Consider the following 24874-nt stretch of genomic DNA (forward strand, 5'->3'; position numbering starts at 1 on the left):
GGCTTCGCGCTGGCCGAGCCTTGCACCACATCTCGCAGCATGTGTACAAGCGTGACCGATTCGCCATAACGCCGCGCCGGAAGGCTTCTGCCATGGCACTACTATCGCGCTCCTCTAGAACCAACCAAGGAACGGTGTATGCAGACAGTACTGGCAGTTTTTCTGGCGATGGGCGCCGCGGCGAGCGCGCCGGCGGCGAAGCAGGCGCCCGCCCGCGAAAGTTACGGCTTGGCCGGCGGCCAGGAAAAGGTCGGTTGCGTCATGACCCATCGCAAGATCACCCGTTTTCCGATGCCGGTGACCATCGTCAGTCCGGGGCCTGCCTACGATGAGTCGCCGCCGTTGCGCGGGCAGGTGGTCTCGGCTTTATCCAAACCGTGCGAGTGGCTGAAGGCCGCTTCGGTTACCCCTGGCGAACCGGCGGCGAAGGCCTACGCCGTGCGCCTGGACAAGGCATCGTGGCAGGAGGGCGCATGGAGCGGCATGGTCGCGTTCGATGCCGTAGCCCCCGGCTCCCTGCGCGCCTGCACCAGCATGGAAGGCATTCACCTCACTGCTTGGAAGGGCAAACCGCTGCGCAGCGCGCGTCTGTGGCACGGCTATTTCTGGTTCGACTATGAACTTGAGCCGGGCGGCGCTGAAGCATGCAAAGAGCGGGACTTCGCTGAGTGAATGCAACCGGGAGCGGCGCCGCCGCTCCCGGTCTGGGGCTTGAACCGGCCGGCCGCAGCCCCACTTCGTGAGGGTTACCCCGGAGGCCAGCATGGACCCCAGTCAGAACCCCACTGTTTTTCACGCCACCACCATCGTTTCGGTACGCCGCGACGGTCGTGTCGCCGTGGCCGGCGACGGTCAGGTGACGCTCGGTCACACCGTCATGAAATCCAACGCGCGCAAGGTGCGCCGCCTCGGCCGCGATGGCCAGGTATTGGCCGGCTTCGCCGGCGCCGCCGCCGATGCGTTCACCTTGTTCGAACTGTTCGAAGCCAAGCTCGAAAAGCACGGGCAACTGACCCGTGCCGCGGTCGAATTGGCCAAGGATTGGCGCACCGAGCGCCGCCTCGGCAAGCTCGAAGCGCTGCTCGCGGTGGCCGATAAAGAAACCTCGCTGATCATCAGCGGCACCGGCGACGTCATCGAGCCCGAAGACGGGATCATCGCGATCGGCTCCGGCGGCATGTACGCACTGTCGGCCGCGCGCGCCCTGATCGCGCACACCCAACTCGACGCCCGCACCATCGCCACCGAGGCGATCAACATCGCCGGCGACGTGTGCATCTACACCAATCGCAATGTGGTGGTCGAGGAACTGTAAGCCGGGAATCGGGAGTCGGGAATAGAGAATCGCCGAGGCGGTTCGTCCCGCCCCGCAGCCTGCACCAGCGCTCCTGACGACTCCCGATTCTCCATTCTCTATTGCCGAACTCATATGAAACCCGACAACAGTCACGCCACCATGACGCCGCGCGAAATCGTGCAGGAGCTCGACCGTCACATCATCGGTCAGCACGCAGCCAAGCGCGCGGTCGCGATCGCGTTGCGCAATCGTTGGCGCCGCATGCAGCTCAACGACGACCTGCGCAATGAGGTCATGCCCAAGAACATCCTCATGATCGGCCCCACCGGCGTCGGCAAGACCGAGATCGCGCGCCGTCTGGCGACGCTCGCGAACGCGCCGTTCGTCAAGGTCGAGGCCACCCGCTTCACCGAGGTCGGCTATGTCGGCAAGGACGTCGAGCAGATCGTCCGCGACCTCGCCGACACCGCGGTCAAGCTGTACCGCGAACAAGCCAAGGTGCGCGTGCGCACCCAGGCCGAGGACCGCGCCGAAGACCGCATCCTCGATGCGCTGCTGCCCAAGCGCGTGCCGGGCGGTTTCGGCTTCGGTTCGGAAACGCCGGCGCAGGACACCAGCTCGCCCGACAGCGACACCCGCGCCAAGCTGCGCAAGCAACTGCGTGCCGGCGACCTCGACGAACGCGAGATCGAGATCGAAACCGCGGTCAACGTGGGAGTCGACATCATGGCGCCGCCCGGCATGGAGGAGATGGGCCAGCAACTGCGGCAGATGTTCTCGCAGGTGTCCGGCGGCAAGACCCATAAGAAGCACCTGCCGATCAAGGCCGCGCGTCCGCAGTTGATCGAAGAGGAAGCGGCCAAGCTGGTCAACGAAGACGATGTGCGCGCGGCCGCGATCGAAGCCTGCGAGCAGCACGGCATCGTCTTCATCGACGAGATCGACAAGGTCGCCAAGCGCAGCGAAGCCGGCATGAGCGGCGGCGACGTCAGCCGCGAAGGCGTGCAGCGCGACCTGCTGCCGCTGGTCGAGGGTTCGACGGTGAGCACCAAGTACGGCTCGGTCAAGACCGACCACATCCTGTTCATCGCCTCGGGCGCGTTCCACCTGGCCAAGCCGAGCGACCTGATCCCGGAACTGCAGGGTCGTTTCCCGATCCGGGTGGAACTCGGCGCGTTGAGCAAGGACGATTTCGTCCGCATCCTCACCGAGCCCAAGGCCTCGCTGACCACGCAGTACATCGAATTGCTCAAGACCGAAGGCGTGGAGCTGCAGTTCACCGCCGATGCGGTGGATCGCCTGGCCGAGATCGCCGCGCAGGTCAACGAACGCCAGGAAAACATCGGCGCGCGTCGTCTGCATACCGTGCTCGAACGCTTGCTCGATACCCTGAGCTTCGAGGCGCCGGACCGCGACGGCCAGGCGGTGAGCATCGACCGCGCTTATGTCGATCAGCACTTGGGCGAGTTGGTGCAGGATCCGGATCTGAGCCGTTACATTCTCTGAAGCTCGGCCTCTCTCAGTTCTGCACTTCCTGCGGTCGCCATAAGCGGGAGTTCTGGGGGAGTGGAAGGTGCTGATCGCCGGTAGTCGGCATGACCGGATCAGGAGCGCCCTCACCCTAACCCTCTCCCGCAAGCGGGAGAGGGAATCAAGGGCGACGCCAGTATCAAAAACCCGGGCTTTAGCCCCTCTCCCGTTTACGGGAGAGGGGTTGGGGTGAGGGCCGCCGCGCACGTCGCGCTCCAGCCCCATCGGCAGCCGCGCACGCTCTGTTAACGTGTCGCCCCATGGACGACATCGCACCCGCATCAGGGACCGAAGCATCGCGCGCCGTTGCGCCAGGCATCGCCCTGGTGCTCGGCGCCAACGGATTTCTCGCCGGCTACATCATCGCGGCGCTGCGCCAGCGCGGGTGGCGCGTATTGCGCGGCGTGCGCGCGAACGCGGCCCCCTTGCGCGCCGACGAGCGCGAGGCCGACTTGGCCCGGATGACCACGCCCGAAGCCTGGCGCGACACTTTGCGCGGGGTCGATGCGGTGATCAACGTCGCCGGCATCTTGCGCGAGACCGGCGCCCAGACCTTCCAGGCCATCCACATCGACGGGCCGCTCGCGCTCGCCCAGGCCTGCGTGTCCGCCGGTGTCGCCCGCTTCGTACAGATCTCCGCCCTTGGCGAGCCCGAGGACGGTGGCTTCATCGCTTCCAAGCACCGCTTCGATGAGGCCTTGCTCGCCCTGCCGCTGTGTGCGGTGGTGCTGCGGCCGTCGATCGTCTACGCCGCGTCCGGCTCCTACGGTGGCACTTCGTTGCTGCGCGCGCTGGCGGCGTTTCCAGGCTGGCATCTGTTGCCCGGCGACGGACGCTGGGCGATCCAACCGGTGTCGGCCGAAGACCTCGGTACCATCGCCGCGCTCGCCACCGCAGGCGAGCAGCGCGGCATCTTCGAAATCGGCGCGCCGCAACCGATGACGCTGCGCGAGTACCAGGCGACCTGGCGGCGCTGGCTGCGCATCGACGGCGAGGCCGCGATCGCGGTGCCGGAAGCGCTGGTGACGCTGCAGGTCGGGATCGGCGAGCGGCTCGGCCGCGGCCCGGTCGGCGAAACCATGTGGCGCATGCTCCGGCGTGGCAACGTCACCGGCCCCGACGCGCCCGCGCGCCTGCAGGCCGAGTTCGGCCACACGCCGCGCGATCTGCAGACGGCGCTTGCGGCGACGCCGAGCCAGGTCCAGGACCGTTGGCAGGCGCAGCTGTATTTCCTCGCGCCGACCCTGCGCATCGCCATCGTCGCCTTGTGGCTGATTTCGGCCGTGGCCGGATGGTTGACCCCGGCGGCGACGATCGAAGCGCTGGCCGCGGGTTCGCCGATGCAGAACTGGCAGCCGGTGCTGTTGGCACGCGCGACCGCCTCGCTGGATGCGGTGCTCGCCTTGCTGTTGCTGATCAATTGGCGCCCGCGTCCGGTGCTCGGGCTGATGGGGCTCAGCGTGCTCGCCTACACGCTCGCGTTCGGCCTGCTGCTGCCGGCGCAATGGCTGGACCCGCTCGGCGGGCTGGCGAAGAATCTGCTCGTGCTGCCGGCGCTCGCGGTGGCCTGGGTGCTGGCGGATCGGAGATAAGCATGGATTATCTGTGGGTGAAGTGGATTCACATCCTGTCGTCGACCCTGTTGTTCGGCACCGGCCTGGGCATCGCGTTTTTCTTCTGGATCGCGCATCGGCGCGGCGACCCCAAGGTGATCGCCGAGACCGCGCGCACGGTGGTGATCGCCGATGCCTGCTTCACCGCGCCGGCGGTGATCGTGCAGTTCGTCAGCGGCATGTGGCTGACCTGGCGGCTCGGCATTCCGTTCTCGGTGTTCTGGCTCAAGACCGCGTTGCTGTTGTTCTTCGTGGTCGGCGCCTGCTGGTTGCCGGTGCTATGGCTGCAGGCCCGGGCACGGCGTCTGGCGGCCGAAGCCGCGGCGCTCGGCGCGCCCCTGTCGGCGGCCTATCGGCGCACCATGCGCTGGTGGTTCTGGCTCGGCTGGCCGGCCTTCCTCAGCGTGATGGCGATCTTCTGGCTGATGGTGATCAAACCGGCCTGATCAGCGGCGCAATTCGAGCAGCACGCCCACGGTAGGGAACTGTTCGCTGCCGGCGAGCCAGCCGGGGCGGCGTTCGATCTCGACGAAACCTTCCGAGCGGTACAGCCGCAGGGCCGGTTCGTTGCCGGCCAGCGCCAGCGTAGTCACCACCGGCCCGGCATCGGCCAGCGCGTGCCGCAACAGGCGGCGGCCGACGCCGCGGCCATAGCAGTCCGGGTGCACGTACAGCCAGTTAAGGGAATTGCGTTTGTAGGCGACGAAGCCCTGCACGACGGTGTCGATCGAAGCCACATCGAGACGGCCATCGAACAGGCCCTCGCTGTGCGCGGTGCGCGCCAGGCTACGGAACGCGGCAACGTCGGCGCTGAGCCGCAGCTCGTCCAGGCGCGCGCGGTCGTGGATTGCGCACAGGCGCGGCCAATCGCTCAGCAGGTAAGGGCGGATGCTCGGGTCGGTCGGCGGACGCATTACGAAGGATTCTGCACCCGCCGCCGCGGGCTTGCACGAGGCCGCGTGCGGCAACGCGAGCGGCCGCACACGCTGCGCGCGACTCAGTCCTCGCCGATGTCTTCGTTCCACACGTCCGGGTTTGCGGCGATGTAGCCGCCGAGCATCTCGATGCATTCCGGGTCGGCCAGGTCGATCACGTTGACGCCGTTCTCGCGCAGCCAATCGACGCCGCCGCTGAAGTTCACCGACTCGCCGACCACGACGGTGCCGATGTTGAACTGGCGCACCAGGCCGCTGCAGTACCAGCACGGCGCCAGGGTGGTGACCATGATGGTGTCGCGGTAACGGCGTTGGCGGCCGGCCTTGCGAAAGGCGTCGGTCTCGCCGTGCACGGAAGGGTCGTTTTCCTGGATGCGACGGTTGTGGCCGCAGCCGAGCAGGCGGCCGTCGTTGTGGTACAGCGCCGCGCCGATCGGGATGCCGCCTTCGGCCAGGCCCTGGCGGGCTTCGGCGACGGCGGTCTTGAGCAGGGCGCGGTAGTCGGGCGTGGCGATCATGAAAGGCTCCGGTTCGATGGCGCCCAGTCTGGCGCGGCGGCGCGGCGCGGTCGAGCCCGCTGCCGTCGATTCGCCCTGCGCGCAGAGCGCTCAGCCCCGCCCGCGCCGCAGCAGATCGATGTGCGGGATGCCGTCTTCGACATAGGGCTCGGACGAGGGCTCGAATCCGTAGCGGCCGTAATAGCCCTGCAGATGAGCCTGCGCACCGATCTGTACGTCGGCGCCGGGCCAGCGCCGCTGGATTTCGATCAGCGCGGCCTCGATCATCGGCCCGCCATGGCCCTGGCCGCGGTGCGCGGGTGCGGTGAGAACGCGGCCGAAGCTGACCTGCGGATAGCTCAGCCCGGCCGGCAGAATGCGCAGATAGGCGGCGAGCGTGCCGTCGGCCGAGCGGCCGAGCAGGTGGATTGCGTCCGGGTCCCGATCCTTGCCGTCGGGATCGAGATAGACGCAGTTCTGCTCGACCACGAATACCTCCGAGCGCAGGCGCAGCAGCTCGTAGAGCTCGTCGGCGCTCAGTTCACGGAAGGGTTTGGCCTGCCAGCTCAGGGTGTTCATGGCCGGATTCTGGCAGAGCGTGGCGCGGCGCGGGATGGCCGGGCCCTGCGGCGCCCGGTCGTGAGGACCGGGGCGGAACCCAGCCCCGGACGGCATGCGATAATCCCGGCATGAGCGAACAGACCCCCAAGCCCGACACCACTCACTTCGGTTTCCGCGACGTCCCCAAGGGCGAGAAGCGCAAGCTGGTCGGCGAGGTGTTTTCCTCGGTCGCCGGCAGCTACGACCTGATGAACGACCTGATGAGCCTGGGCATCCATCGGGTCTGGAAGCGCTATTTCACCGCGACCGCGCAGGTCCGCCGCGGCGACCGCGTGCTCGACCTGGCCGGCGGCACCGGCGACATCGCCGCGTTGCTGCGCGACCGCGTCGGCGACAGCGGCACCATCGTGCTCGGCGACATCAACCGCGAGATGCTGCGGGTCGGCCGCGACCGCATGACCGACCAGGGCCGCATCTCCGGTTTCGAGTACGTGCAGTGCAATGCCGAGTCGCTGCCGTTCCCGGATGCGAGCTTCGACCTGGTCACCATCGCCTTCGGCCTGCGCAACGTGACCGACAAGGACGCCGCATTGCGCGAGATGCTGCGCGTGCTCAAGGTCGGCGGCCAGGCGCGCGTGCTCGAGTTTTCGGAAGTGAAGGCCGACTGGTTCAAGCCGATCTACGACTTCCATTCGTTCAACGTGCTGCCGAAACTCGGCAAGCTGTTCGCCAACGACAGCGAGAGCTACCGCTATCTGGCCGAGAGCATCCGCAAGCACCCGCCGCAGGACGAGCTCAAGCAGATGATGGTCGAGGCCGGCTTCGCCCGCGTCGACTACAAGAACCTCAGCGCCGGCATCTGCGCCATCCATACCGGTTACAAGGTTTGAGGCGAGCGCTCGGCGCAGCGTGAGTAACGAAAAACGCCGGGACGAAACTCCCGGCGTTTTTATTGGCGCTTCCGCTTTCGCGGTTTTGTTGTCGGATGGCGCTGAGGTCTCTGGATCCCGGCCTACGCGGGGATGACGGCCGACACAGCGCAACCCACTTGCCGTCGTCCCCGCGCAGGCGGGGACCGAGGGCTCTATCGAGGCGTCACTCTGAAGTCTCTGGATCCCCGCCAGGGCGGGGATGACGGCTCGTAGAGTGGTCGTGTTTCCAACCTGCCGTCGTTCCCGCGAAGGCGGGAACCCAGGGCTTTATCGAGGCATCACTCTGAAGTCTCTGGATCCCCGCCTTCGCGGAGATGACATCTCTTAACACTGTCGATGCGATGAGCCGATGGACGGAAATCTCCACCCATCTCGGCCTATCGCACCAACCTCAAGCCGAAAACCCGCCATCCACCGAAATCGCCGTGCCGGTGATGAAGTTGCCGCCCGGGCCGGCCAGGTGGGCGACGGTCGCGGCGACGTCTTCGGGGCGGCCGTATTCGCCGAGCGGCAGGCCGGCGCGCTGCGCGTCGGCGCCTTCGCCGTCGGCCGGGTTCATGTCGGTGTCGACCGGGCCCGGCTGGACCACGTTGACGGTGATGCCGCGCGCGCCGAGGTCCTGCGCCAGGCCCTTGCTCAAGCCGATCACCGCGGCCTTGCTCATCGAGTACAGGGTCATGTTCGGCGCGCCGACCCGTTCGCCCAGGCAACTGCCGATGGTGATGATGCGGCCGCCGCGCGGCAGGTGTTTGGAGGCGGCCTGCGCGGCCACGAACGGCGCACGCACGTGGATCGCCATGACCCGCTCGTAGGATTCGGCGCTCTCGTCCTCGAACGGGCCGTAGGCGAACACGCCGGCGTTGTTGACGACGATGTCGAGACGGCCGAACTCGGCGACCGTGCGCTCGACCGCGGCGGTCACCGCCTGCGGGTCGGCGCTGTCGGCGGCGATGGCCAGGGCGCGGCGGCCGCCGGCCTGGATCTCGGCGACGACCGTCTGGGCCTGCTCGGCGGCGCGCGCATAGGTCAGCACCACGTCGGCGCCGTCGGCGGCCAGGCGGCGCGCGATCGCTGCGCCGATGCCGCGGCTGCCGCCGGTGACCAGGGCTACTTTGCCTGCGAGAAGCGTCATGTCGGTGTTCCTTGAAGAAGGGGAGGGAATGGCGCCGATCGTGGCAGGCGGCCCCGCGCGCGCCTACGGCGGCGATGGGAAGCATCGTTGCGTGCGCCCGGTCGCGGAAAGCAGCGTTGCGCCGCTGCGGCCGGTCGCGGCACCGCCAACCGCCAAGCGCGGCGACGCGCTGCACCATGCCGGGCCGCGGGCGAGGCGCTAAACTCGGGCGCTCGACCCGTCGTCCGTGGACCTTTCATGCGTTCTTCGATCCTGACCGTTTGCCTTGCCGCGGCCCTGACCGCCGCCGCCGGCTGCTCGCGCGATGCCGCGAGTCCCGCCGCCGACTCCACCCCGCCCGCGGCGACGCCGGAGGCCAAAGTGAACGACACCGCTGCCGCGGCCGACCGCGACGAGCATTCCTACGCCCAGCCCGACCTGGTCCGCATCGACGATCTGGCCTTGCAGCTCGCGGTCGACTTCGCCAGCAGAACCCTCACCGGCAGTGCCACCTACACCCTCGACTGGACCGATCCCAAGGCCAACCAGCTCGTCCTCGACAGCCGCGACCTGAAGATCGAAAAGGTCGTCGGCGAGCGCGCCGACGGCAAGTGGGTCGACCTCCAGTTCGCCCTGGCCGATGCCGACAAGACCCTCGGCAGCAAGCTCACCATCGAGGTGCCGGAGCGCAGCAAGCGCGTGCGCGTCAGCTACGTCACCTCGCCGAACGCCTCGGGCCTGCAGTGGCTGGAGCCGTCGATGACCGAGGGCAAGAAGACGCCCTTCATGTTCAGCCAGTCGCAGCAGATCCACGCACGTTCGTGGGTGCCGCTGCAGGACACGCCGAGCGTGCGCTTCACCTACACCGCCCACGTCACCGGGCCGAAGGACGCGATGGTGCTGATGAGCGCCGACAACGATCCCAAGGCGGCGCGCGACGGCGACTACAGCTTCAAGATGCCGCAGAAGATTCCGTCGTACCTGCTCGCGATCGCGGCCGGCGACCTGGTGTTCCAGCCGATCTCCAACCGCGCCGGCGTGTGGGCCGAGCCTTCGATGGTGAAGAAGGCCGCGACCGAATTCGCCGACACCGAAAAGATGATGGAGACCACCGAGCAGTTGTACGGCCCCTACCGTTGGGAGCGCTACGACATCCTGGTGCTGCCGCCGTCCTTCCCGTACGGCGGCATGGAAAATCCGCGCCTGACCTTCGCCACCCCGACCGTGATCGTCGGCGACAAGTCGCTGGTGTCGCTGGTCGCGCACGAGCTCGCGCACAGCTGGTCCGGCAACCTGGTGACCTTCTCCAGCAGCAAGGACGGCTGGCTCAACGAAGGCTTCACCAGCTACGTCGAAAACCGCATCGTCGAGGCGCTGTACGGCAAGGAGCGTTCCGACATGGAGAACGTGATCGGCCGCAACGAACTCGCCGCCGAGTTCAAGACCATCGATCCCAAGCTGCAGGCGCTGGCGCTGAAGCCGGGCACGCTGAAGGACCCGGACGAGGCCAGCAGCGCCACCGTCTACACCAAGGGCGCCTGGTTCCTGCAGTTCCTCGAACAGCGTTACGGCCGCGAGGTGTTCGATCCCTTCCTGCGCAGCTACTTCGACCACTTCGCGTTCCAGAGCATCCCGACCACCAAGTTCGTCGAATACGCCAAGGCCAACCTGCTCGCCAAGCATCCGGGCAAGGTCAGCGAGGCCGAGCTGGAGGAATGGATCTACGGCCCGGGCATCCCGAAGTCGGCGCCGGCCACGCAGTCGCCGCGCTTCGACGCGGTCGATGCCGCGCGCAAGGCCTGGACCGAAGCCGGCACGCTGCCGGACAAGGCCCTGACCGCGAAGTGGAGCACGCAGGAATGGGTGCACTTCATCGAGGGCATGCCGGAAACGCTCAAGGTTGAGCAGCTCAGCGCGCTCGATGCCGCCTATCACTTCACCGGCACGCCGAACGGCGAAATCGCCCAGCGCTGGTATCCGTTGACGGTGCGCAGCGGCTATCGCCAGGCCGACCAAGCCATCGCCGCGTTCCTGCAGAAGATCGGCCGTCGCAAGCTGATCATGCCGACCTACGGCGAACTGGTGAAAACGCCGGAAGGCCTGAAGCTGGCCGAGGACACTTTCGCCAAGGCCAAGCCCGGCTATCACCCGATCACGACCGCTTCGGTCGAGGCGGTGATCGCCAAGGCCAAGTCCGCGCCGCAGGCCGCGGCCAAGTAAGCGCGAGCGCATGACCCTGCGTCGCCTGCTCAAGACGGTCGCCCTGGTGGCGGCCGTCTTGTCGTGCGGGCTGCTGCTGTGGTTGTGGCGCGAGCCCTACCGCGTAGTGCTCGGCGATTACGCGCGCCAGCGCCTCGTCGCCGGGCTGGGCCGCAATGCCGCGCAGGTCGACGATCACCGCTGGGTCTACGCCTACAACGACGAAGCGCCGGCGAACGCGCCGACCGTGGTCATGGTGCACGGCTTCACCGGCGGCAAGGAAAACTGGTACCTGCTGGCGCAGCGGCTGCGCGGCCGTTATCGCGTGTTCGTCCCGGATCTGCCGGGCTGGGGCGAGAGCGAGCGCAAGCGCGGCGCCGATTACGGTTTCGTCGCCCAGAACGACCGCGTCGCCCGCTTCATCGAGCAGGTCGCGCGCAAGCCCGGCAGCCCGGTCGTGCTGCTCGGCCATTCGATGGGCGGCGGCATTGCCGCATTGACCGCCGCGCGCCACCCCCGCGACGTCGATCGCGTGGCCCTGTTCAACTCGGCCGGCGTGCGCTTCAAGGACAACGTGTTCGGCCGCGAAGTACTCGAGGGCAAGAACCCGTTCGCGGTCAGCGATGCCGCCAGCCTCAAGCACTACCTCGACATCCTGTTCTACGACGAACGCGCCAAGCCGGTCATTCCGTGGCCGGCCGACGGCATCTACATCGAGCGGCGCAAGCGCGAGGCGGGGTTCGAGCAATCCGTGCTCGACAAGATAGGCCGTGGCGACGAGCGCTTTCTGCCCGGCGACGAGGCCGAGCGCATCGGCCAGCCCGCGCTGCTGCTATGGTGCCGCCAGGACGCGGTCATCGATGCCAGCGCCCTGGAGCTGTTCGCGGTGCGTCTGCCGCAAGCGCAGCGGGTACTGCTGGACGGTTGCGGCCACATGTCGGTGATGGAGCAGCCCGACGCCGTCGCCGAGGCCGTGGATCAACTGATAGCCAAGGGAACGCCGCGATGACACTGCGCAACGCCACCATCCTGCTCGCCGCCGCGATCGCGCTGGCCGCCTGCAAACAGCCCGACCCGAAGATCGCCGAAGCCGCCAAGGCCGCGCAGCAGGAACAGGCCGCCGCCACCGCCGCCAAGGAATTCGACAGCGCCTACGGACAGAAGAACTGGGAAATGGCCGCGGCCCACGGCGAGATCGTGACCTCGAAATACCCGGGCACGCCGACCGCCGACCGCGTGCGTCCCCTGTACGAAGAAGCGCAGGCCAAGGCCAAGGAAGTGCGCGAGCAGCGCCGCGTCGAATCGCTGTGGTCGTACATGAGTACGCCGGTGAAGACCGCGAAGGGCAAGGCCGGTACGCAATTGTCGGCCTCGATCTACGCCCGCGCCAATGTCGAGACCGACGGCAAGACGCCGCGCCCGGTGCAGCTGATCTTCCGCGACCACCCCGACTGGGGCCGCAGCAGCTACCTCGTCCTGCAGGTCGGCGACTTCAACTGCTATGGCGGCTGCAAGCTCAAGATCGGCTTCGACGGCAAGACCAAGGTCATGGCCGGCAGCCGGCCCAAGACCGACGAAGCCATCGCCATGTTCGTCGAAGACGAGCGCGCCCTCTGGCGCGGCGTCGGTCAGGCGAAGGAGCTGACCATCGAATTCCCGGTCAAGGCTGGCGGCACCCGCACGGCGAGCTTCGACGTGGGCGGATTGAAGCAGGACAAGTTGCCGGGCTGGAAGTAATCGGTGGTCCCATCGCAATCGCCCGCATGACGCGTCTGAAGAAACTGCTCGGCTGGGTGTTGGCTCTGGCATTGATCGCCGCTGCCACAGCCGCGCTGGCATGGTGGGGCTTCCTGCATTGGCAGCCCGATCGCGAGCGTTATCCCCTGCGCGGCATCGATGTATCGCATCATCAGGGCGCGATCGATTGGGCGGCGGTGGCGCGCGACGATGTCGCTTTCGCCTATCTCAAGGCCAGCGAAGGCGGCGACCATCGCGACCGCTTGTTCGCCGAGAATTGGCGTGGCGCGCGGGCGGCGGGCATCGCGACCGGTGCCTATCATTTCTTCACCTTCTGCCGCAGCGGCGCCGAGCAGGCGCGCAACTTCATCGCGGCGGTGCCGGTCGAGGCGGACGCCCTGCCGCCCGCGGTCGATCTGGAATTCGGCGGCAACTGTGGCGCGCGGCCGGATGGCGCGGCGATGCGGGTCGAGCTCGACGCCTTCCTCGCTGCGGTCGAAAGCGCCTATGCGAAACCGGCGCTGCTGTACGTCACCCCGGAATTCTTCGATGCCTATCGCGAATCGCTGCCGGCTCGCGCGCTGTGGCGGCGTTCGATCGTGCGTACGCCGGATACGCGCGCGGCCTGGGCGCTGTGGCAGTACCACAACCGCGCCCGTGTCGACGGCATCGTCGGGCCGGTGGATCTGAACGTGTACGCCGGCGGTGCGGCCGCGTTCGAGCGTTGGCGCGGCGAGCCCATCGCGCCGTCGCCTTGAGGGTAGGAGCGACGCAAGTCGCGACCGCGACATCGCAATGGCGTCGTTGCTGCGGTAGCGTGTCGCGGCTTGCGCCGCTCCTGTCCTGGTGGGGTGTGCGGCGATCTTGGGTCGCGACTTACGTCGCTCCTACAAGAGCGTGGGAGGGCATGGCCATGTCTGAGTCTGCGTCGCTATCCCCTGTAGGAGCGACGTAAGTCGCGACTGCGACATCGCGGTGGCGTCGTTGGCGTGCTTTCGCGGTCGCGGCTTGCGCCGCTCCTACCCTTTGGGGTGTGCGGCGATCTTGGGTCGCGACTTACGTCGCTCCTACAAGAGCGTGGGAGGGCATGGCCATGTCTGAGTCTGCGTCGCTATCCCCTGTAGGAGCGACGTAAGTCGCGACTGCGACATCGCGGTGGCGTCGTTGGCGTGCTTTCGCGGTCGCGGCTTGCGCCGCTCCTACTCCTGAAGGTGTATGGCGATCGGATGGTCGCGACTTACGTCGCTCCTACACAAGCGAGGGAGTGGGCGTAAACGAAAAATCCCGGCCGAGGCCGGGATTTTTCGTTTGTCGCATGCGGCAGGGGCTGGTGCGGTTTCGGCTGGCGGTTTCGAATAATTTCGATTCCCGATTCCCGATTCCCGATTCCCGATTCCCGATTCCCAATTCCCGATTCCCGGCCTTACAGCGCGTAACCGAACTGCTGGCGGAACTGTTCGGCGAATTCTTCGTAGTCGAAGCGCTGGTTCTGGGTGCCGGGGTGCTCGACCTTCAGCGCGCCCATCAGGTTGCTCATGCGGCCGATGGTCAGCCAGTCGTAGCCCTTCTCGATGCCGAAGATCAGGCCGGCGCGGAACGCGTCGCCGCAGCCGGTCGGATCGGTCACGCGGCGCTCGTGCGCCGGCGGGACGTCGTAGCTCTTCTCCGGCGTGTGGATCTGCGAGCCGTGCGGGCCGCGCGTGGTGATGTAGGCCTTGACCCGCGAAACGATGTCTTTTTCGCTCCAGCCGGTGCGTTCCTGCAACAGGTTGGACTCGTAGTCGTTGACGGTGACGTAGTCGGCCTGCTCGATGAAGTGACGCAGCTCTTCGCCGTTGAACAACGGCATCGCCTGGCCGGGATCGAAGATGAAGGGGATGTTGGCTTCGGCGAACTCGGTCGCGTTCTGCAACATGCCTTCGCGGCCGTCGGGGCTGACGATGCCGAAGCTCACATCCTTCACGTCGCGCACGTGGTTCTCGTAGGAACGCATCATCGCGCCGGGGTGGAAGGCGGTGATCTGGTTGTTGTCGTGATCGGTGGTGATGAACGCCTGCGGCGTGAACAGCTCCGGGATTTCCTTGACGTGGTCGAGGCGGATCTTCTGATCGACGAACCATTCGCGATACGGACCGAAGTCCTGGCCCACCGTGGCCATCGGAATCGGATCGCCGCCGAGCAGCTTGAGGTTGTAGGCGATGTTGCCGGCGCAACCGCCGAACTCGCGGCGCATGCGCGGCACCAGGAACGACACATTCAAGATGTGCACCTTGTCCGGCAGGATGTGGTTCTTGAACTGGTCCGGAAACACCATGATGGTGTCGTAAGCCAGTGAGCCGCAGATCAGCGCAGACATGTTCACCCCAAATAAGAAATAGAAAAGCGCGGCGGTCCATCACCGGCCGGCGGCGTAGGGTAGCGGCTGAGGCCTCGCGCGGCCAGTTCCTAATGTGCTTTGCGGGGCTTGCGACCCACCCAATCGGTGACCCGGGTCCGGGGTCGGGCGGGGCACGGATCGGGCCTCGACCGGGTCGGTCCGGGGTGGCCGGCAGGGTCCGCCGGCACCCCGACCCAGGGTTATCCCCAGGGTATCCACCGCCGCTCCTGAACGGCCCAGTTCGCTCGAAACCGTTGATTTTCCTTGCTCGCAGGGGGGGCGGTTGCTAGGCTAACGCCCCCACTCCGCCCCTACTTTTGACGGCCCAATCCCCCGATGTTCAAGAAGTTTCGCGGCATGTTCTCCAATGACCTGTCCATCGACCTGGGCACGGCCAACACACTTATTTATGTGCGCGGGCAAGGGATTGTCCTGAACGAGCCGTCCGTGGTCGCAGTGCGCCAGGACCGGCTGATCGGCGGAAACCGGACGGTGGCGGCGGTCGGCGGCGAGGCCAAGCAGATGCTCGGCCGCACCCCGGGGCACATCACCACGATCCGGCCGATGAAGGACGGCGTCATCGCCGACTTCACCTACACCGAGGAAATGCTCAAGCATTTCATCCGCAAGGTGCACAAATCGCGCTTCCTGCGCCCGAGCCCGCGCGTGCTGGTCTGCGTGCCCTGCGGCTCGACCCAGGTCGAGCGCCGCGCGATCAAGGAATCGGCCGAAGAGGCCGGCGCCCGCGAGGTCTACCTGATCGAGGAACCGATGGCCGCGGCGATCGGCGCCGGCATGCCGGTAACCGAGGCGCGCGGCTCGATGGTGGTCGACGTGGGCGGCGGCACCACCGAAGTGGCGGTGATCGCGCTCAACGGCATCGTCTACTCGGCTTCGGTCCGGATCGGCGGCGACCGTTTCGACGAGGCGATCATCAACTACGTGCGCCGCACCTACGGCACCCTGATCGGCGAAGCCACCGCCGAGCGCATCAAGCTCGAGATCGGCTGCGCCTACCCGCAGGAACGCGCCACCACCATCGAAGTCTCCGGCCGCAACCTCGCCGAAGGCGTGCCGAAGATGATCAAGATCAACTCCAACGAAGTGCTGGAAGCGCTGCGCGAGCCGCTGGCCGGCATCGTTTCGGCGATCCGCCTGGCGCTGGAGCAGACCCCGCCGGAACTGTGCGCCGACGTCGCCGAGCGCGGCATCGTCCTGACCGGCGGCGGCGCGCTGCTGCGCGACCTGGACCGCCTGATCAGCGAGGAAACCGGCCTGCACGTGCAGGTCGCCGACGATCCGCTGACCTGCGTCGCCCGTGGCGGCGGCCGCGCCCTGGAGCTGGTCGACATGCACGGCAACGAGTTCTTCGCGCCTGAGTAAGACGGGAGTCGGCAATGGGGATTCGGGAATCGTCGAAAGCCGTTTCGTCGTCGTCCCGGTTTCCCTCTCGCCCACGCGGTCCGCAAACTGAAGTAAGGTTTCGTGCGCGGCGCCCGACGGTCGCCGCGTCGCGCTTTTCCGATCCCCCACTCTCCATTGCCCATTTCCGGCTCTAATGCCCCCTTACGCCGGTCCACCCACCGCAGCCCGTAGCGGCGAAGTCGCCGACACGCTGCGCCTGTTGGCGTACCTGGCTCTGGCGGTCGTGCTGATCGTGCTCGATCACCGCGGCGGTTGGCTCAACCAGGCCCGCAAGCAGACCGCGCTGTTCGTCGCGCCGCTGTGGGCGGTCGCCGGATGGCCCGGGCGCCTGGTCGAGCGCGTCAGCGACGACGCCGGCACCATGAGCCAGCTCACCGACGAAAACCGCCGCCTGCGCAACGAAGCCCTGGTCAACCAGGCGCGCATGGCACGGTTGCAATCGGTCGCCGCCGACAACCAGCGCTTGCGCGGCCTGCTCGAAGCGGCCGAGCGCGGCAACCTGGACGTGGTCCTGGCGCCGATTCTCGATATCGACCTCGATCCCACCCGGCAGCGGCTGGTGCTCGACGCCGGCAGCCGCGAGCGGGTCCGGGTCGGCCAGAGCGTGATCGACGCCGGCGGCCTGCTCGGTCAGATCACCGGCATTACCCCGTTGCACGCCAGCGTGCTGCTGATCACCGACGCCTCGCATGCGGTGCCGGTCGCGGTGGCGCGCAACGGCGTGCGTCTGGTCGTTTACGGCGAAGGCCGCAGCGACAGCCTGACCCTGCGCAGCGTGCCGCTGTCGAGCGACGTCCGGGTCGGCGACGTGCTGGTGACTTCGGGCCTGGGCGGGCGTTTCCCGTCGGGCTTCCCGGTCGGCACCATCACTGCGCTGCGTCCGGACGACAGCCGCGCCTTCCTGGTCGGCGAGGTGCGCCCGGCCGCCCAGCTCGATCGCGGCCGCGAAGTGCTGGTGCTGCTGTCGTTGCCGCCGCCGCCGGCCGATACCACGCAATTCGACACGCAACCGGCGTTAGCGCCGGGTCCTGCCGCCGCTACCGCGCCTGCGACCGCCAGCGGCGCTGCGGCGAGGCCGAACACGGCGGCCGCGCCGGCCGCCGCAAACGCCCGCGCTGGCGGCAATGGCGCCGGCCACACCGCCAGCCCGACGACGCCTGCCGCCTCGGCTGCCCGAGCGCCGGCCCAGGCGCCCGTCGCACGCGATCGCATCCCGGCCGCGCCCACGTCCACCGCCCCGTCCGCGCCTGCCGTCGGAGACGATCGATGACCCGCGCCCGCCACCATTGGGTGTTGCCGGTCAGCCTGATCGCGGCGCTGACCTTGAGCCTGCTGCCGTTGCCGCAGTTCCTGCTGCCGTTGCGGCCGTACTGGCTCGGCCTGGTCCTGGCTTATTGGGTGATCGAAGACCCAGACCGGGTCGGCCTGGGCTTCGCCTTCCTGGTCGGCCTGGCCGGCGACCTGGTCTCGGACGGCCTGCTCGGCGAACAGGCCCTGCGCCTGGTGGTCATGGCCTTCATCCTGCAGCGCTTCCGCGCCCGTCTGCGGTTCTTCCCGCTATCGCAGCAAGCGCTCGCGGTCGGCGGCCTGATGCTCAACGACCGCATCGTCACCTCGGCGATCCATGTGGTCCTGCGCGAGCCGGCGTTGCCGTCGACGTTCTGGCTGTCGCCGCTGGCCGGCATGCTGCTGTGGCCGCTGATTTTCCTGTTGCTCGACGCGCTGCGTCTGGGCAGCTGGCGGAGGCGCTGAGATGGGCCCGCGCCGCAGCCCGATCAAGAAACGCGTCCTCAAGAACGCCGCGGCCGAGGCGGAGCAGTTCCGCGCCCGCGCCGCGATCGCTTTCGCCTTCGTCCTGCTCGGGGTGATCGGCCTGGGGTTCTGGTACTTCCGCCTGCAGGTCTGGCAGCACGACGACTACGCCATGCGTTCGGAGGCCAACCGGGTCAAGTTGCGGCCGGTGGTGCCGGGGCGCGGGCTGATCTACGACCGCCAAGGCCGCATCCTCGCCGACAACGTGCCGGCGTTCCGCATCGAGGTCACCCCCAGCGAAGCCGGCGACAGCAAGGACTGGCTGCCGCAACTGGCCCAGGTCGTTGCGCTGACCCCCGAAGAGATCGCCCGCTTCGAGAGCGAGCGCAAGGCCACCCGCGGCTTCAAGCCTATCGTGCTGAAGATGCGGGTCAGCGACGAAGAGGTCGCCGCGTTCGCGGTCGACCGCTGGCGCTTCCCCGGCGTCGAGCTGGTGTCCTACCTCAACCGCCGTTATCCCTACGGTTCGCTGTTCGCGCACGTGATCGGTTACGTCGGGCGCATCGACACCAAGGACGAGGAGGCGATGGGCCAGAACGCCGGCGTGCTGACCCACACCGGCAAGACCGGCCTGGAGCGTTTCTACGACGAGCAGTTGCGCGGCCAGATCGGCTACGAGCAGATCGAGACCAACGTCGACGGCCGGCCGATCCGCCAGGTCGGCTACGTCCCGGCCAAGCCCGGCGCCGACCTGCGCCTGAGCATCGACATGGACCTGCAGCAGGCCATGATCACCGCGTTCGGCGACATGGACGGTTCGGCGGTCGCGGTCGATCCGCGCACCGGCGAGGTGCTGGCGATGGTCAGCCTGCCGAGTTACGACACCAATCTGTTCGTCAACGGCATTTCCTCGGCCGACTATAAGGCGTTGTCGGGCAACCCGTCGCGGCCGCAGTTCAACCGCAACGTGCTCGGCGGCGGCCCGCCGGGTTCGACCATGAAGCCCTTCGTCGCCCTGGCCGGCCTCGACAGCGGCCTGCGCCGCGCCGAAGACCGCACTCTGTCGACCGGCGAGTTCCACATCCCCGGGCAGAAGCGCGGCTATCGCGATTCGCACGGCGGCGGCCACGGCTGGGTCGATCTGCGCGAGTCCATCGCCCAGTCGGTCAACACCTACTACTACAAGCTCGCGCTGGAGATGGGCATCGCCCGTTTCGATCAGTACATGACTCGTTACGGCTTCGGCCAGAAGACCGGCATCGACCTGGCCGGCGAGAACATCGGCATCCTGCCGTCGCCGCAATGGAAGGCCAAGCGCAGCAAGGAAGGCTGGTACCCGGGCGAAACCGTCATCGCCGGCATCGGCCAGGGCTATTGGGTGGTGACGGCGCTGCAACTCGCGCGCGGCACCGCCGCGATCGCCAACGGCGGCCACCTGCAGCAACTGCACCTGGTGCGCGAAAGCCGCACAGGCTACGAAGCGCCGTGGCTGCCCAAGCAAGTCGCCGCGCCGACCTTGATCACCGACAACCCCGAGCACCTGCGTGCGGTGCAGGAGGGCATGGTCTCGACCATCCACGGCGGGCGCGGCACGGCGAAGGTGATGGCGCGCGGCGCGCCCTACCGCATGGCCGGCAAGACCGGTACCGCGCAGAAGATCAGCCGCAAGGGCAACGTCAGCATGAATCCGCATTCGCTGCCGCTGCACCTGCGCCATCAGGCCCTGTTCGTCGGCTATGCGCCGGCCGAGAACCCGACCATCGCGGTCGCGGTGGTGGTCGAGCACGGCGGTTACGGCGGCAGCACCGCGGCGCCGATCGCGCGCAAGATCTTCGACGCGTGGTTGCTCGGCAAGATGCCTGAGCCCCTGCCGGGCAAGAACGAGGCGCCGGCGGTGCCGAAGCTGGCCGCGGCCGATGCCGACAAGGCCGACGAGGCTGCGCCCGCGCAGAGCGAACCCAGGATCGTGCCGGTCGCCGTCAACGGCGCCTGGGCCGAAAGCGTGGCCGCGGCGAACGCCGTGGTCGCCGCACAACCGGGCCGCGCGCCGCAGGCGCTCGAGCGCCGGCCGCTGCTGCGCCCGCAATTGCCGGGCGCCGAAGCGCCGGCCGATGCCGTGCCGAGCGATGCCGCCGACGACGCCTCCGGCGAACCCGAGGACGAGCCCGTCGCACCAGAGGCCGCGCCGGCGGCGGAGCCGCGCCGATGAAAGTGATCCTGCGCTACCTGTGGGATCTGCTGCAGCGCTTCACCCGCACCCTCGACCTGATGATGTTGGCCGCCTTGCTGGCGCTGATGGCGATCGGCCTGGCGGTGTTGTACAGCGCCGGCGAACACTCCATGCGCATGGTGATCGCGCAGGGTTCGCGCTTCGGCGTCGGCCTGTTGGCGATGTGGGGGCTGTCGCGCATGCCCCCGTCGCAGCTGCGCAACTGGACCCCGTTGGTCTACGCGCTGTCGATGATTCCCTTGCTGCTGGTGCTCATCGTCGGCACCGGCAAACACGGCCGGCACTGGATCGACCTGAAGGTGTTTTATTTCCAGCCGGCCGAGCTGCTCAAGTTGAGCCTGCCGATGATGGTCGCGTGGTACCTCAATCGCGAGGCCTTGCCGCCTAAGCTCAAGACCGTGCTGATCGCCGCGGTGTTGATCGGCGCACCGACCGCCTTGATCCTGCTTCAGCCCGACTTCGGTACCGCGATGCTGGTCGGCATCAGCGGCGCCTTCGCCCTGTACCTGGCCGGCCTGCCGTGGTGGTGGTTCGGCGCCGCGTTCGGCGCCGTCGCCGCGACCGCGCCGGTGGCCTGGTTCTGGCTGCTGCGTCCGTACCAGAAAGACCGCATCCTGACCTTCCTCAACCCCGAAACCGACCCGCTCGGCACCGGCTGGAACATCATCCAGTCGAAGATCGCGATCGGCGCCGGCGGCATGACCGGCAAGGGCTGGCTGCAAGGCTCGCAGTCGCACCTCAACTACCTGCCCGAACACACCACCGACTTCATTTTCGCCGTGCTCAGCGAAGAGTTCGGCTGGGCCGGCGTGATCGTGGTGTTGGCCTTGTACCTGTTCGTGGTCGGCCGCTGCCTGTGGATCGCCGCCGACGCCCGCGACGGCTACTCGCGATTGATCGCAGGCGCCTTGGGCCTGGCCTTCTTCGTCTACGTCATCGTCAACGGCGGCATGATCTCCGGCTTGCTGCCGGTGGTCGGCGTGCCGATGCCGCTGCTCAGTTACGGCGGCACCTCGGCTGTGTCGTTACTGGCGGGTCTCGGCGTGGTGATGGCGGTGCGGGCGCACCGGCCGGTGCACGGCGGGCGTTGATTTCGACGGGGCGCGCCGGCGTCTGATTGCGCACGTAGCGGAACGGTTCTGAGCTGGGCTGAGCATTTCTTTCTCGCAGGAGGCGGCATGAAAGGATTCGCGATCATTCCTTCCGTACCCTTGGTACTTCTATTGCTCGCCATTGCGGCCTTGCCGCAGGCGCTCGCCGACGAAAGCGGAAGGCGCGCCGCGGCGCGTAGCTACCTGAAACTGCCGGGGGGCGGAAAGTCGGCGACGCGACCCTACGTGTGGGAGCGCAGGGTCGGCGCCAAGCACCTCGTAGTGCTTGGTACCAGGCACCTCAGTAATCCGCATTCGCCAATGTACGGCGACATCGAAGCCGTGTTCGAGCGTGTCCGCCCGCAGCTGGTGCTGCACGAAAGCCAAATCCCGGACGACCTCAAGACCATGTCGAAGGATGCGGCGATAGCGCGTGGCGCCGATCTCGGCTTCATCGCCTATCTGGCGCACCGGCGCGGTGTCCCGATCCGCAGCGGCGATGCGTCGGTAAGGGAAGAGATCGCGGCGTTGCTGGCCCACCACAGTGCCGAAGAAATTCTCGTATTCATGGTGGCGCAGCGCCTGATGGGAAACCGGCGCAATCCGGACCTCCAGTCGGTCGAGGCCCAATACACGGCCTTCTATACCGATTATCTGGTTGCAAACGGTCTGCCGAAGCGCGAGGGCGCGGACCGATGGTCAAGCTTCCTGCGCGAATATCGACGCCTGGTCGGCCAGCCTTTGACGAGCAAGGGCTGGAACCCGAACCTGGCCAGCCCGATTCATGACAACGGTCGGCTCAGCGAATTGGCGCGCAGTACCAATGCCGTGAGGGATCGTCGCCTGGTCGCTTCCATCGAACGGGCGATGCGCGAGCACGACCGCGTCTTGGTGGTGTTCGGGGCTTGGCATGTGCTCGCGGTGGAACCGATTCTGGATTCGGAGTTCGGGCGATAAGCCCAGACCGCCGAGCGGACCAGCGTTCTCGCCGGCAACGCTGCCGCCGCTGCAGTCGTGTCCCCGGAAGAACGATCAGACGTCGCCCCGTTCCTTGTGGAATTTGTCGATCTTCTCGACTTTGAACCAAAGCGCCTCGCCGTGGTCGACGGCGGTCGAGGTGGTGACGACGATCTCGTTATCGGCCCGGAAGGTGTTCATGACGTAGCCGTCGTCTTCCTCGTCGACGATCGGCGTGCCCAGGGCGGCCGCGGTCCGGACCCGGTTGAATTCGAAGCTCAACTCGTACGGCAGCACGCCGGCGAACTTGTCGTTCTGGCCGTTCTGGTGGCGGTTGTAGAAATGGATGCCGCTGAGGATCCAGTGGCCGTCGTCGCGCGGCTCTCCGATCTCTTCCCGGTAGACGCTCGCCACGGTGAAGATCAGCGCGAGGCCGAGGTCGTCGAAGTCGAGGTACTGGACGAGGTCCGGGCCTTGCGGCCGCTCGATCATGCCGGCATCGGTGAGGTACCGGGCCAGGCTGGCCTGGGCCGAGGAGTGTCCGAGAAGATCGACGAGGCGGTTGCCATCAATCATGCGCTTGCTTCCTCGGTGGGTAGCGGCAGGTCTTGGCTCGAACACGCGGCAGCTGAACGACGTCGCTGTCGATTCAAAGTCTAGGCCAGTTTCGGTCGCTGAAATAGCTGGCCCGCCAATCTCGATGAGATCGCGTCCTGCGCTGTCCGGATCTTCAACGAAGATCCGTGGAGCGATGGCGGATGCGGGGGGCAGGGCGCCAGCGCAGCGGGCGTTTGGCGATTGGCAGGGGCGATGGCTGCCATCCCGCTTGGACGAACTTCGGTAGCGAAGCCGCTAAACTGCCGGGCTCGTTGGGGCGGCAAGTTCGATGATCATCAGGACTGACAAAGCGGCATTTCGTAGCAAGGCGGAGCGGACTGCCTGGTATCACGTTGCGCTGAGCGCCGCGGTATCGCTGGCCGCGCTGTGGGGCTGGCGAGCATCGCTGGAGCCGATGCCGACTCATTTCGAGTATCTGACGGGCGTGATCTCCAGTACGGAGGTGCATCGCAACAGCATCGAGTTCTTCGTCGCCGGGCGCGAATTCGACTACACGAGCATCCTGCCGAAGGCGGCGCTTGCGCGCAGCCTGCTCAAACCAGGCAATACGGCAACGGTCGGTTTTTCGCCGGCCGATCCCTCCGGGGTCTGGGCCCTCACCGTCAATGAGCAAGCGATCGTGCTGCCGAAAGCGGCCCATCAAGCGCGCGTGAGCAACGGAAAGCTAGCGTTCTGGCTTTTCGTCGTATCCTCGATTTGCACGGGCACTCTTGGCAGGCGTTTCGTCAGGCAGTCCAGGTGATCTGCCTGATCGGGCGGAGTCCGGCTTCGCTGCTTCCCAGTCCGACCCGTTAGCGATCGAAGCGAACCGCAGACATGCCGAGCGATGCATCCGATGGATAGAGAAGAAGAGGCCCACCGCAGCGTTTTCCGCGGAACCGTGAGCCGCGGCGATCTGTTCTGGGTGCCGCCGGACCCGTCGAGAGGTTCGGTGCCCGGCGTCGCGCATCCGCACGTGGTGGTGCAGGACGATCTGTTCAACCACTCGCGCATCAGCACCGTGGTCGTGTGCGCGCTCAGCTCCAACATCGGGCGTATCAGCGAGCCCGGCAACGTATTGCTCGAACCCGGCGAGGGCGGCCTGCTCAAGCAGAGCGTGGTGATCGTTTCGCAGGTGTCGTCGATCTACAAGACGCGATTGGGCGAGCGGATCGGGGCGTTGTCCGAGGAGCGCGTGGCCCAGGTGCTGGCGGGGATGCGCTTCCTGCAGGCGTCGTTCTTCAATCGGGGTTGATGCCGGCGGCGATCGTGTCCGCTGTGGGTACGAGCCTGAGCGATCTGCCGCGTACTGCACTCAAGCGCCGGCGGTCGTCGCGGCCGTGGGTTCCGCCAGCAACGCGCGTACGCTCGGCGTTCTGGCCCGGGTCGCGCACGGCTTCGATCGCATCGGACGTTTTGAGTGCGCGCATCACCGTGCGCAGATCCGGGTATCGTTTTTGATGCCCGTTTTCGCAGACCATCGCATGTCGTCCATCTGGCTTCCCTCCACCGGCACCCTGCGCTACAGCCCGCCGTTGGGGCGCGGCGGCCACATCCGCCGCGACGGCGGCAGCACCTTGTGGTGGCTGATCGTCGACGGCGACCCCGAGCTCGGCCGCTACCTGCGTCAGCAGTTCTGGATCGGCCATCGCCGCACGCGCAGTCTGCAGGCGCCGTTGTGGGGGACGCATGTCTCGGTGATCCGCGGCGAGACGCCGCCGCAGCCGGCGGCCTGGAAGCGCCTGGACGGAGCGACGGTAGCGTTCGACTACGACCCCGATGCACACGAGACCCAGGGCTATGTCTGGTGCGAGGTGCGCTGTCCCGCGCTACTCGACCTGCGCGAGGAACTCGGCCTGCCGCGCGAGCCGCAACCGGCCTTGCACCTCACCATCGGCAACGCCCTGCTCGGATGAGCCGCGCCGAGACGACAGTCTCGACGAGCGCTATTCATGTTGAGCACGACGATGCGGACGGCGCCGTCGCCTCGCGCGGCCCGCTTCCGATTCGACAACCTGACATGAATAAAATCG

General features: G+C 67.3%; 27 protein-coding genes. 20 read left to right on the plus strand and 7 right to left on the minus strand.

Features of this window, described 5'->3' with window-relative positions:
• Positions 1 to 138: 138 nt before the first annotated feature.
• The 5 genes from ACKN61_RS03885 to ACKN61_RS03905 all read left to right on the plus strand — a co-directional run bounded on the left by ACKN61_RS03885 (position 139) and on the right by ACKN61_RS03905 (position 4886).
• Positions 139 to 672: a hypothetical protein gene (locus ACKN61_RS03885; RefSeq protein ID WP_408952399.1), complete on the plus strand. Its 534-nt coding sequence runs from the start codon at positions 139 to 141 to the stop codon at positions 670 to 672.
• 91 nt (positions 673 to 763) lie between these two features.
• Positions 764 to 1315: an ATP-dependent protease subunit HslV gene (gene hslV, locus ACKN61_RS03890; RefSeq protein ID WP_031372835.1), complete on the plus strand. Its 552-nt coding sequence runs from the start codon at positions 764 to 766 to the stop codon at positions 1313 to 1315.
• Between the two features lie 141 nt (positions 1316 to 1456).
• The gene (hslU, locus tag ACKN61_RS03895) at positions 1457 to 2803 is read left to right on the plus strand and encodes an ATP-dependent protease ATPase subunit HslU (protein WP_408953751.1); all 1347 of its coding nucleotides are present in this window, start codon (positions 1457 to 1459) and stop codon (positions 2801 to 2803) included.
• A 284-nt stretch (positions 2804 to 3087) separates the two neighbouring features.
• Positions 3088 to 4419, plus strand: coding sequence for an NAD-dependent epimerase/dehydratase family protein (locus ACKN61_RS03900; protein WP_408952400.1), 1332 nt, complete (start codon positions 3088 to 3090; stop codon positions 4417 to 4419).
• Positions 4420 to 4421: 2 nt separating this feature from the next.
• On the plus strand, positions 4422 to 4886 hold the full coding sequence (locus tag ACKN61_RS03905; RefSeq protein WP_408952401.1) for a DUF2269 family protein: 465 nt from the start codon (positions 4422 to 4424) through the stop codon (positions 4884 to 4886).
• Here the strand turns inward: ACKN61_RS03905 and ACKN61_RS03910 are convergent, their stop codons facing one another.
• From ACKN61_RS03910 to ACKN61_RS03920, 3 genes are all read right to left on the minus strand, one after another.
• Positions 4887 to 5354 carry an N-acetyltransferase family protein gene (locus tag ACKN61_RS03910; RefSeq protein WP_408952402.1) on the minus strand — a complete coding sequence of 156 codons (468 nt, stop codon included), beginning with the start codon at positions 5352 to 5354 and terminating at the stop codon, positions 4887 to 4889.
• Positions 5355 to 5437: 83 nt separating this feature from the next.
• Positions 5438 to 5893 carry a nucleoside deaminase gene (locus ACKN61_RS03915; RefSeq protein WP_031372830.1) on the minus strand — a complete coding sequence of 152 codons (456 nt, stop codon included), beginning with the start codon at positions 5891 to 5893 and terminating at the stop codon, positions 5438 to 5440.
• 90 nt (positions 5894 to 5983) lie between these two features.
• On the minus strand, positions 5984 to 6451 hold the full coding sequence (locus tag ACKN61_RS03920; RefSeq protein WP_408952403.1) for a GNAT family N-acetyltransferase: 468 nt from the start codon (positions 6449 to 6451) through the stop codon (positions 5984 to 5986).
• A gap of 110 nt (positions 6452 to 6561) precedes the next feature.
• On the opposite strand from ACKN61_RS03920, the gene ubiE reads away from it, so the two are divergent.
• The gene (gene ubiE, locus ACKN61_RS03925; protein WP_057916687.1) at positions 6562 to 7323 is read left to right on the plus strand and encodes a bifunctional demethylmenaquinone methyltransferase/2-methoxy-6-polyprenyl-1,4-benzoquinol methylase UbiE; all 762 of its coding nucleotides are present in this window, start codon (positions 6562 to 6564) and stop codon (positions 7321 to 7323) included.
• Between the two features lie 433 nt (positions 7324 to 7756).
• Here the strand turns inward: ubiE and ACKN61_RS03930 are convergent, their stop codons facing one another.
• Positions 7757 to 8497, minus strand: coding sequence for an SDR family NAD(P)-dependent oxidoreductase (locus tag ACKN61_RS03930; RefSeq protein WP_408952404.1), 741 nt, complete (start codon positions 8495 to 8497; stop codon positions 7757 to 7759).
• Here ACKN61_RS03930 and ACKN61_RS03935 point away from each other — a divergent pair.
• The 5 genes from ACKN61_RS03935 to ACKN61_RS03955 are packed head-to-tail and all read left to right on the plus strand — an operon-like array spanning position 8496 to position 13170.
• Positions 8496 to 8699: a hypothetical protein gene (locus ACKN61_RS03935; RefSeq protein WP_152566291.1), complete on the plus strand. Its 204-nt coding sequence runs from the start codon at positions 8496 to 8498 to the stop codon at positions 8697 to 8699. The two genes, ACKN61_RS03930 and ACKN61_RS03935, sit on opposite strands and share 2 nt — an antisense overlap.
• Before the next feature lie 35 nt (positions 8700 to 8734).
• On the plus strand, positions 8735 to 10696 hold the full coding sequence (locus tag ACKN61_RS03940; RefSeq protein WP_408952405.1) for a M1 family metallopeptidase: 1962 nt from the start codon (positions 8735 to 8737) through the stop codon (positions 10694 to 10696).
• A gap of 10 nt (positions 10697 to 10706) precedes the next feature.
• The gene (locus ACKN61_RS03945; protein ID WP_408952406.1) at positions 10707 to 11684 is read left to right on the plus strand and encodes an alpha/beta fold hydrolase; all 978 of its coding nucleotides are present in this window, start codon (positions 10707 to 10709) and stop codon (positions 11682 to 11684) included.
• On the plus strand, positions 11681 to 12412 hold the full coding sequence (locus ACKN61_RS03950; RefSeq protein WP_223621716.1) for a hypothetical protein: 732 nt from the start codon (positions 11681 to 11683) through the stop codon (positions 12410 to 12412). Before ACKN61_RS03945 ends, ACKN61_RS03950 begins: the two co-directional genes overlap by 4 nt.
• A 26-nt stretch (positions 12413 to 12438) precedes the next feature.
• Positions 12439 to 13170, plus strand: coding sequence for a GH25 family lysozyme (locus ACKN61_RS03955; protein ID WP_408952407.1), 732 nt, complete (start codon positions 12439 to 12441; stop codon positions 13168 to 13170).
• Positions 13171 to 13835: 665 nt separating this feature from the next.
• Here the strand turns inward: ACKN61_RS03955 and ACKN61_RS03960 are convergent.
• Positions 13836 to 14768 carry a carbohydrate kinase family protein gene (locus ACKN61_RS03960; protein ID WP_031372080.1) on the minus strand — a complete coding sequence of 311 codons (933 nt, stop codon included), beginning with the start codon at positions 14766 to 14768 and terminating at the stop codon, positions 13836 to 13838.
• Positions 14769 to 15125: 357 nt separating this feature from the next.
• On the opposite strand from ACKN61_RS03960, the gene ACKN61_RS03965 reads away from it, so the two are divergent.
• The 6 genes from ACKN61_RS03965 (at position 15126) to ACKN61_RS03990 (ending at position 22244) form a co-directional block, all read left to right on the plus strand.
• Positions 15126 to 16172, plus strand: a complete 1047-nt coding sequence (locus ACKN61_RS03965; protein WP_031372079.1) for a rod shape-determining protein — start codon at positions 15126 to 15128, stop codon at positions 16170 to 16172.
• A gap of 175 nt (positions 16173 to 16347) precedes the next feature.
• Positions 16348 to 17484, plus strand: a complete 1137-nt coding sequence (mreC, locus tag ACKN61_RS03970; RefSeq protein ID WP_408952408.1) for a rod shape-determining protein MreC — start codon at positions 16348 to 16350, stop codon at positions 17482 to 17484.
• Positions 17481 to 17966 (plus strand): rod shape-determining protein MreD, encoded by a 486-nt coding sequence (gene mreD / locus ACKN61_RS03975; RefSeq protein WP_031372077.1) that lies wholly within the window; start codon positions 17481 to 17483, stop codon positions 17964 to 17966. Before mreC ends, mreD begins: the two co-directional genes overlap by 4 nt.
• A gap of 1 nt (position 17967) precedes the next feature.
• On the plus strand, positions 17968 to 20175 hold the full coding sequence (mrdA, locus tag ACKN61_RS03980) for a penicillin-binding protein 2 (protein ID WP_408952409.1): 2208 nt from the start codon (positions 17968 to 17970) through the stop codon (positions 20173 to 20175).
• Positions 20172 to 21287, plus strand: a complete 1116-nt coding sequence (gene rodA, locus ACKN61_RS03985; protein ID WP_408952410.1) for a rod shape-determining protein RodA — start codon at positions 20172 to 20174, stop codon at positions 21285 to 21287. Before mrdA ends, rodA begins: the two co-directional genes overlap by 4 nt.
• Positions 21288 to 21374: 87 nt before the next feature.
• Positions 21375 to 22244 (plus strand): hypothetical protein, encoded by an 870-nt coding sequence (locus tag ACKN61_RS03990; protein ID WP_408952411.1) that lies wholly within the window; start codon positions 21375 to 21377, stop codon positions 22242 to 22244.
• Positions 22245 to 22319: 75 nt separating this feature from the next.
• On the opposite strand, the gene ACKN61_RS03995 is transcribed toward ACKN61_RS03990, so the two are convergent.
• Positions 22320 to 22820, minus strand: coding sequence for a hypothetical protein (locus ACKN61_RS03995; protein ID WP_408952412.1), 501 nt, complete (start codon positions 22818 to 22820; stop codon positions 22320 to 22322).
• Between the two features lie 310 nt (positions 22821 to 23130).
• On the opposite strand from ACKN61_RS03995, the gene ACKN61_RS04000 reads away from it, so the two are divergent.
• On the plus strand, positions 23131 to 23604 hold the full coding sequence (locus tag ACKN61_RS04000; RefSeq protein WP_408952413.1) for a hypothetical protein: 474 nt from the start codon (positions 23131 to 23133) through the stop codon (positions 23602 to 23604).
• Positions 23605 to 23697: 93 nt separating this feature from the next.
• The gene (locus ACKN61_RS04005; protein ID WP_408952414.1) at positions 23698 to 24096 is read left to right on the plus strand and encodes a type II toxin-antitoxin system PemK/MazF family toxin; all 399 of its coding nucleotides are present in this window, start codon (positions 23698 to 23700) and stop codon (positions 24094 to 24096) included.
• Here the strand turns inward: ACKN61_RS04005 and ACKN61_RS04010 are convergent.
• Positions 24083 to 24322, minus strand: a complete 240-nt coding sequence (locus tag ACKN61_RS04010; RefSeq protein WP_408952415.1) for a hypothetical protein — start codon at positions 24320 to 24322, stop codon at positions 24083 to 24085. The two genes, ACKN61_RS04005 and ACKN61_RS04010, sit on opposite strands and share 14 nt — an antisense overlap.
• A gap of 3 nt (positions 24323 to 24325) precedes the next feature.
• Here ACKN61_RS04010 and ACKN61_RS04015 point away from each other — a divergent pair, with 3 nt between their 5' ends.
• Positions 24326 to 24757 (plus strand): hypothetical protein, encoded by a 432-nt coding sequence (locus tag ACKN61_RS04015; RefSeq protein WP_408952416.1) that lies wholly within the window; start codon positions 24326 to 24328, stop codon positions 24755 to 24757.
• Positions 24758 to 24874 lie beyond the last annotated feature (117 nt).

The sequence above is a fragment of the Lysobacter sp. Hz25 genome, from assembly GCF_046097045.1.
In the GTDB taxonomy this organism is placed as follows: Bacteria; Pseudomonadota; Gammaproteobacteria; order Xanthomonadales; family Xanthomonadaceae; genus Lysobacter; species Lysobacter antibioticus_B.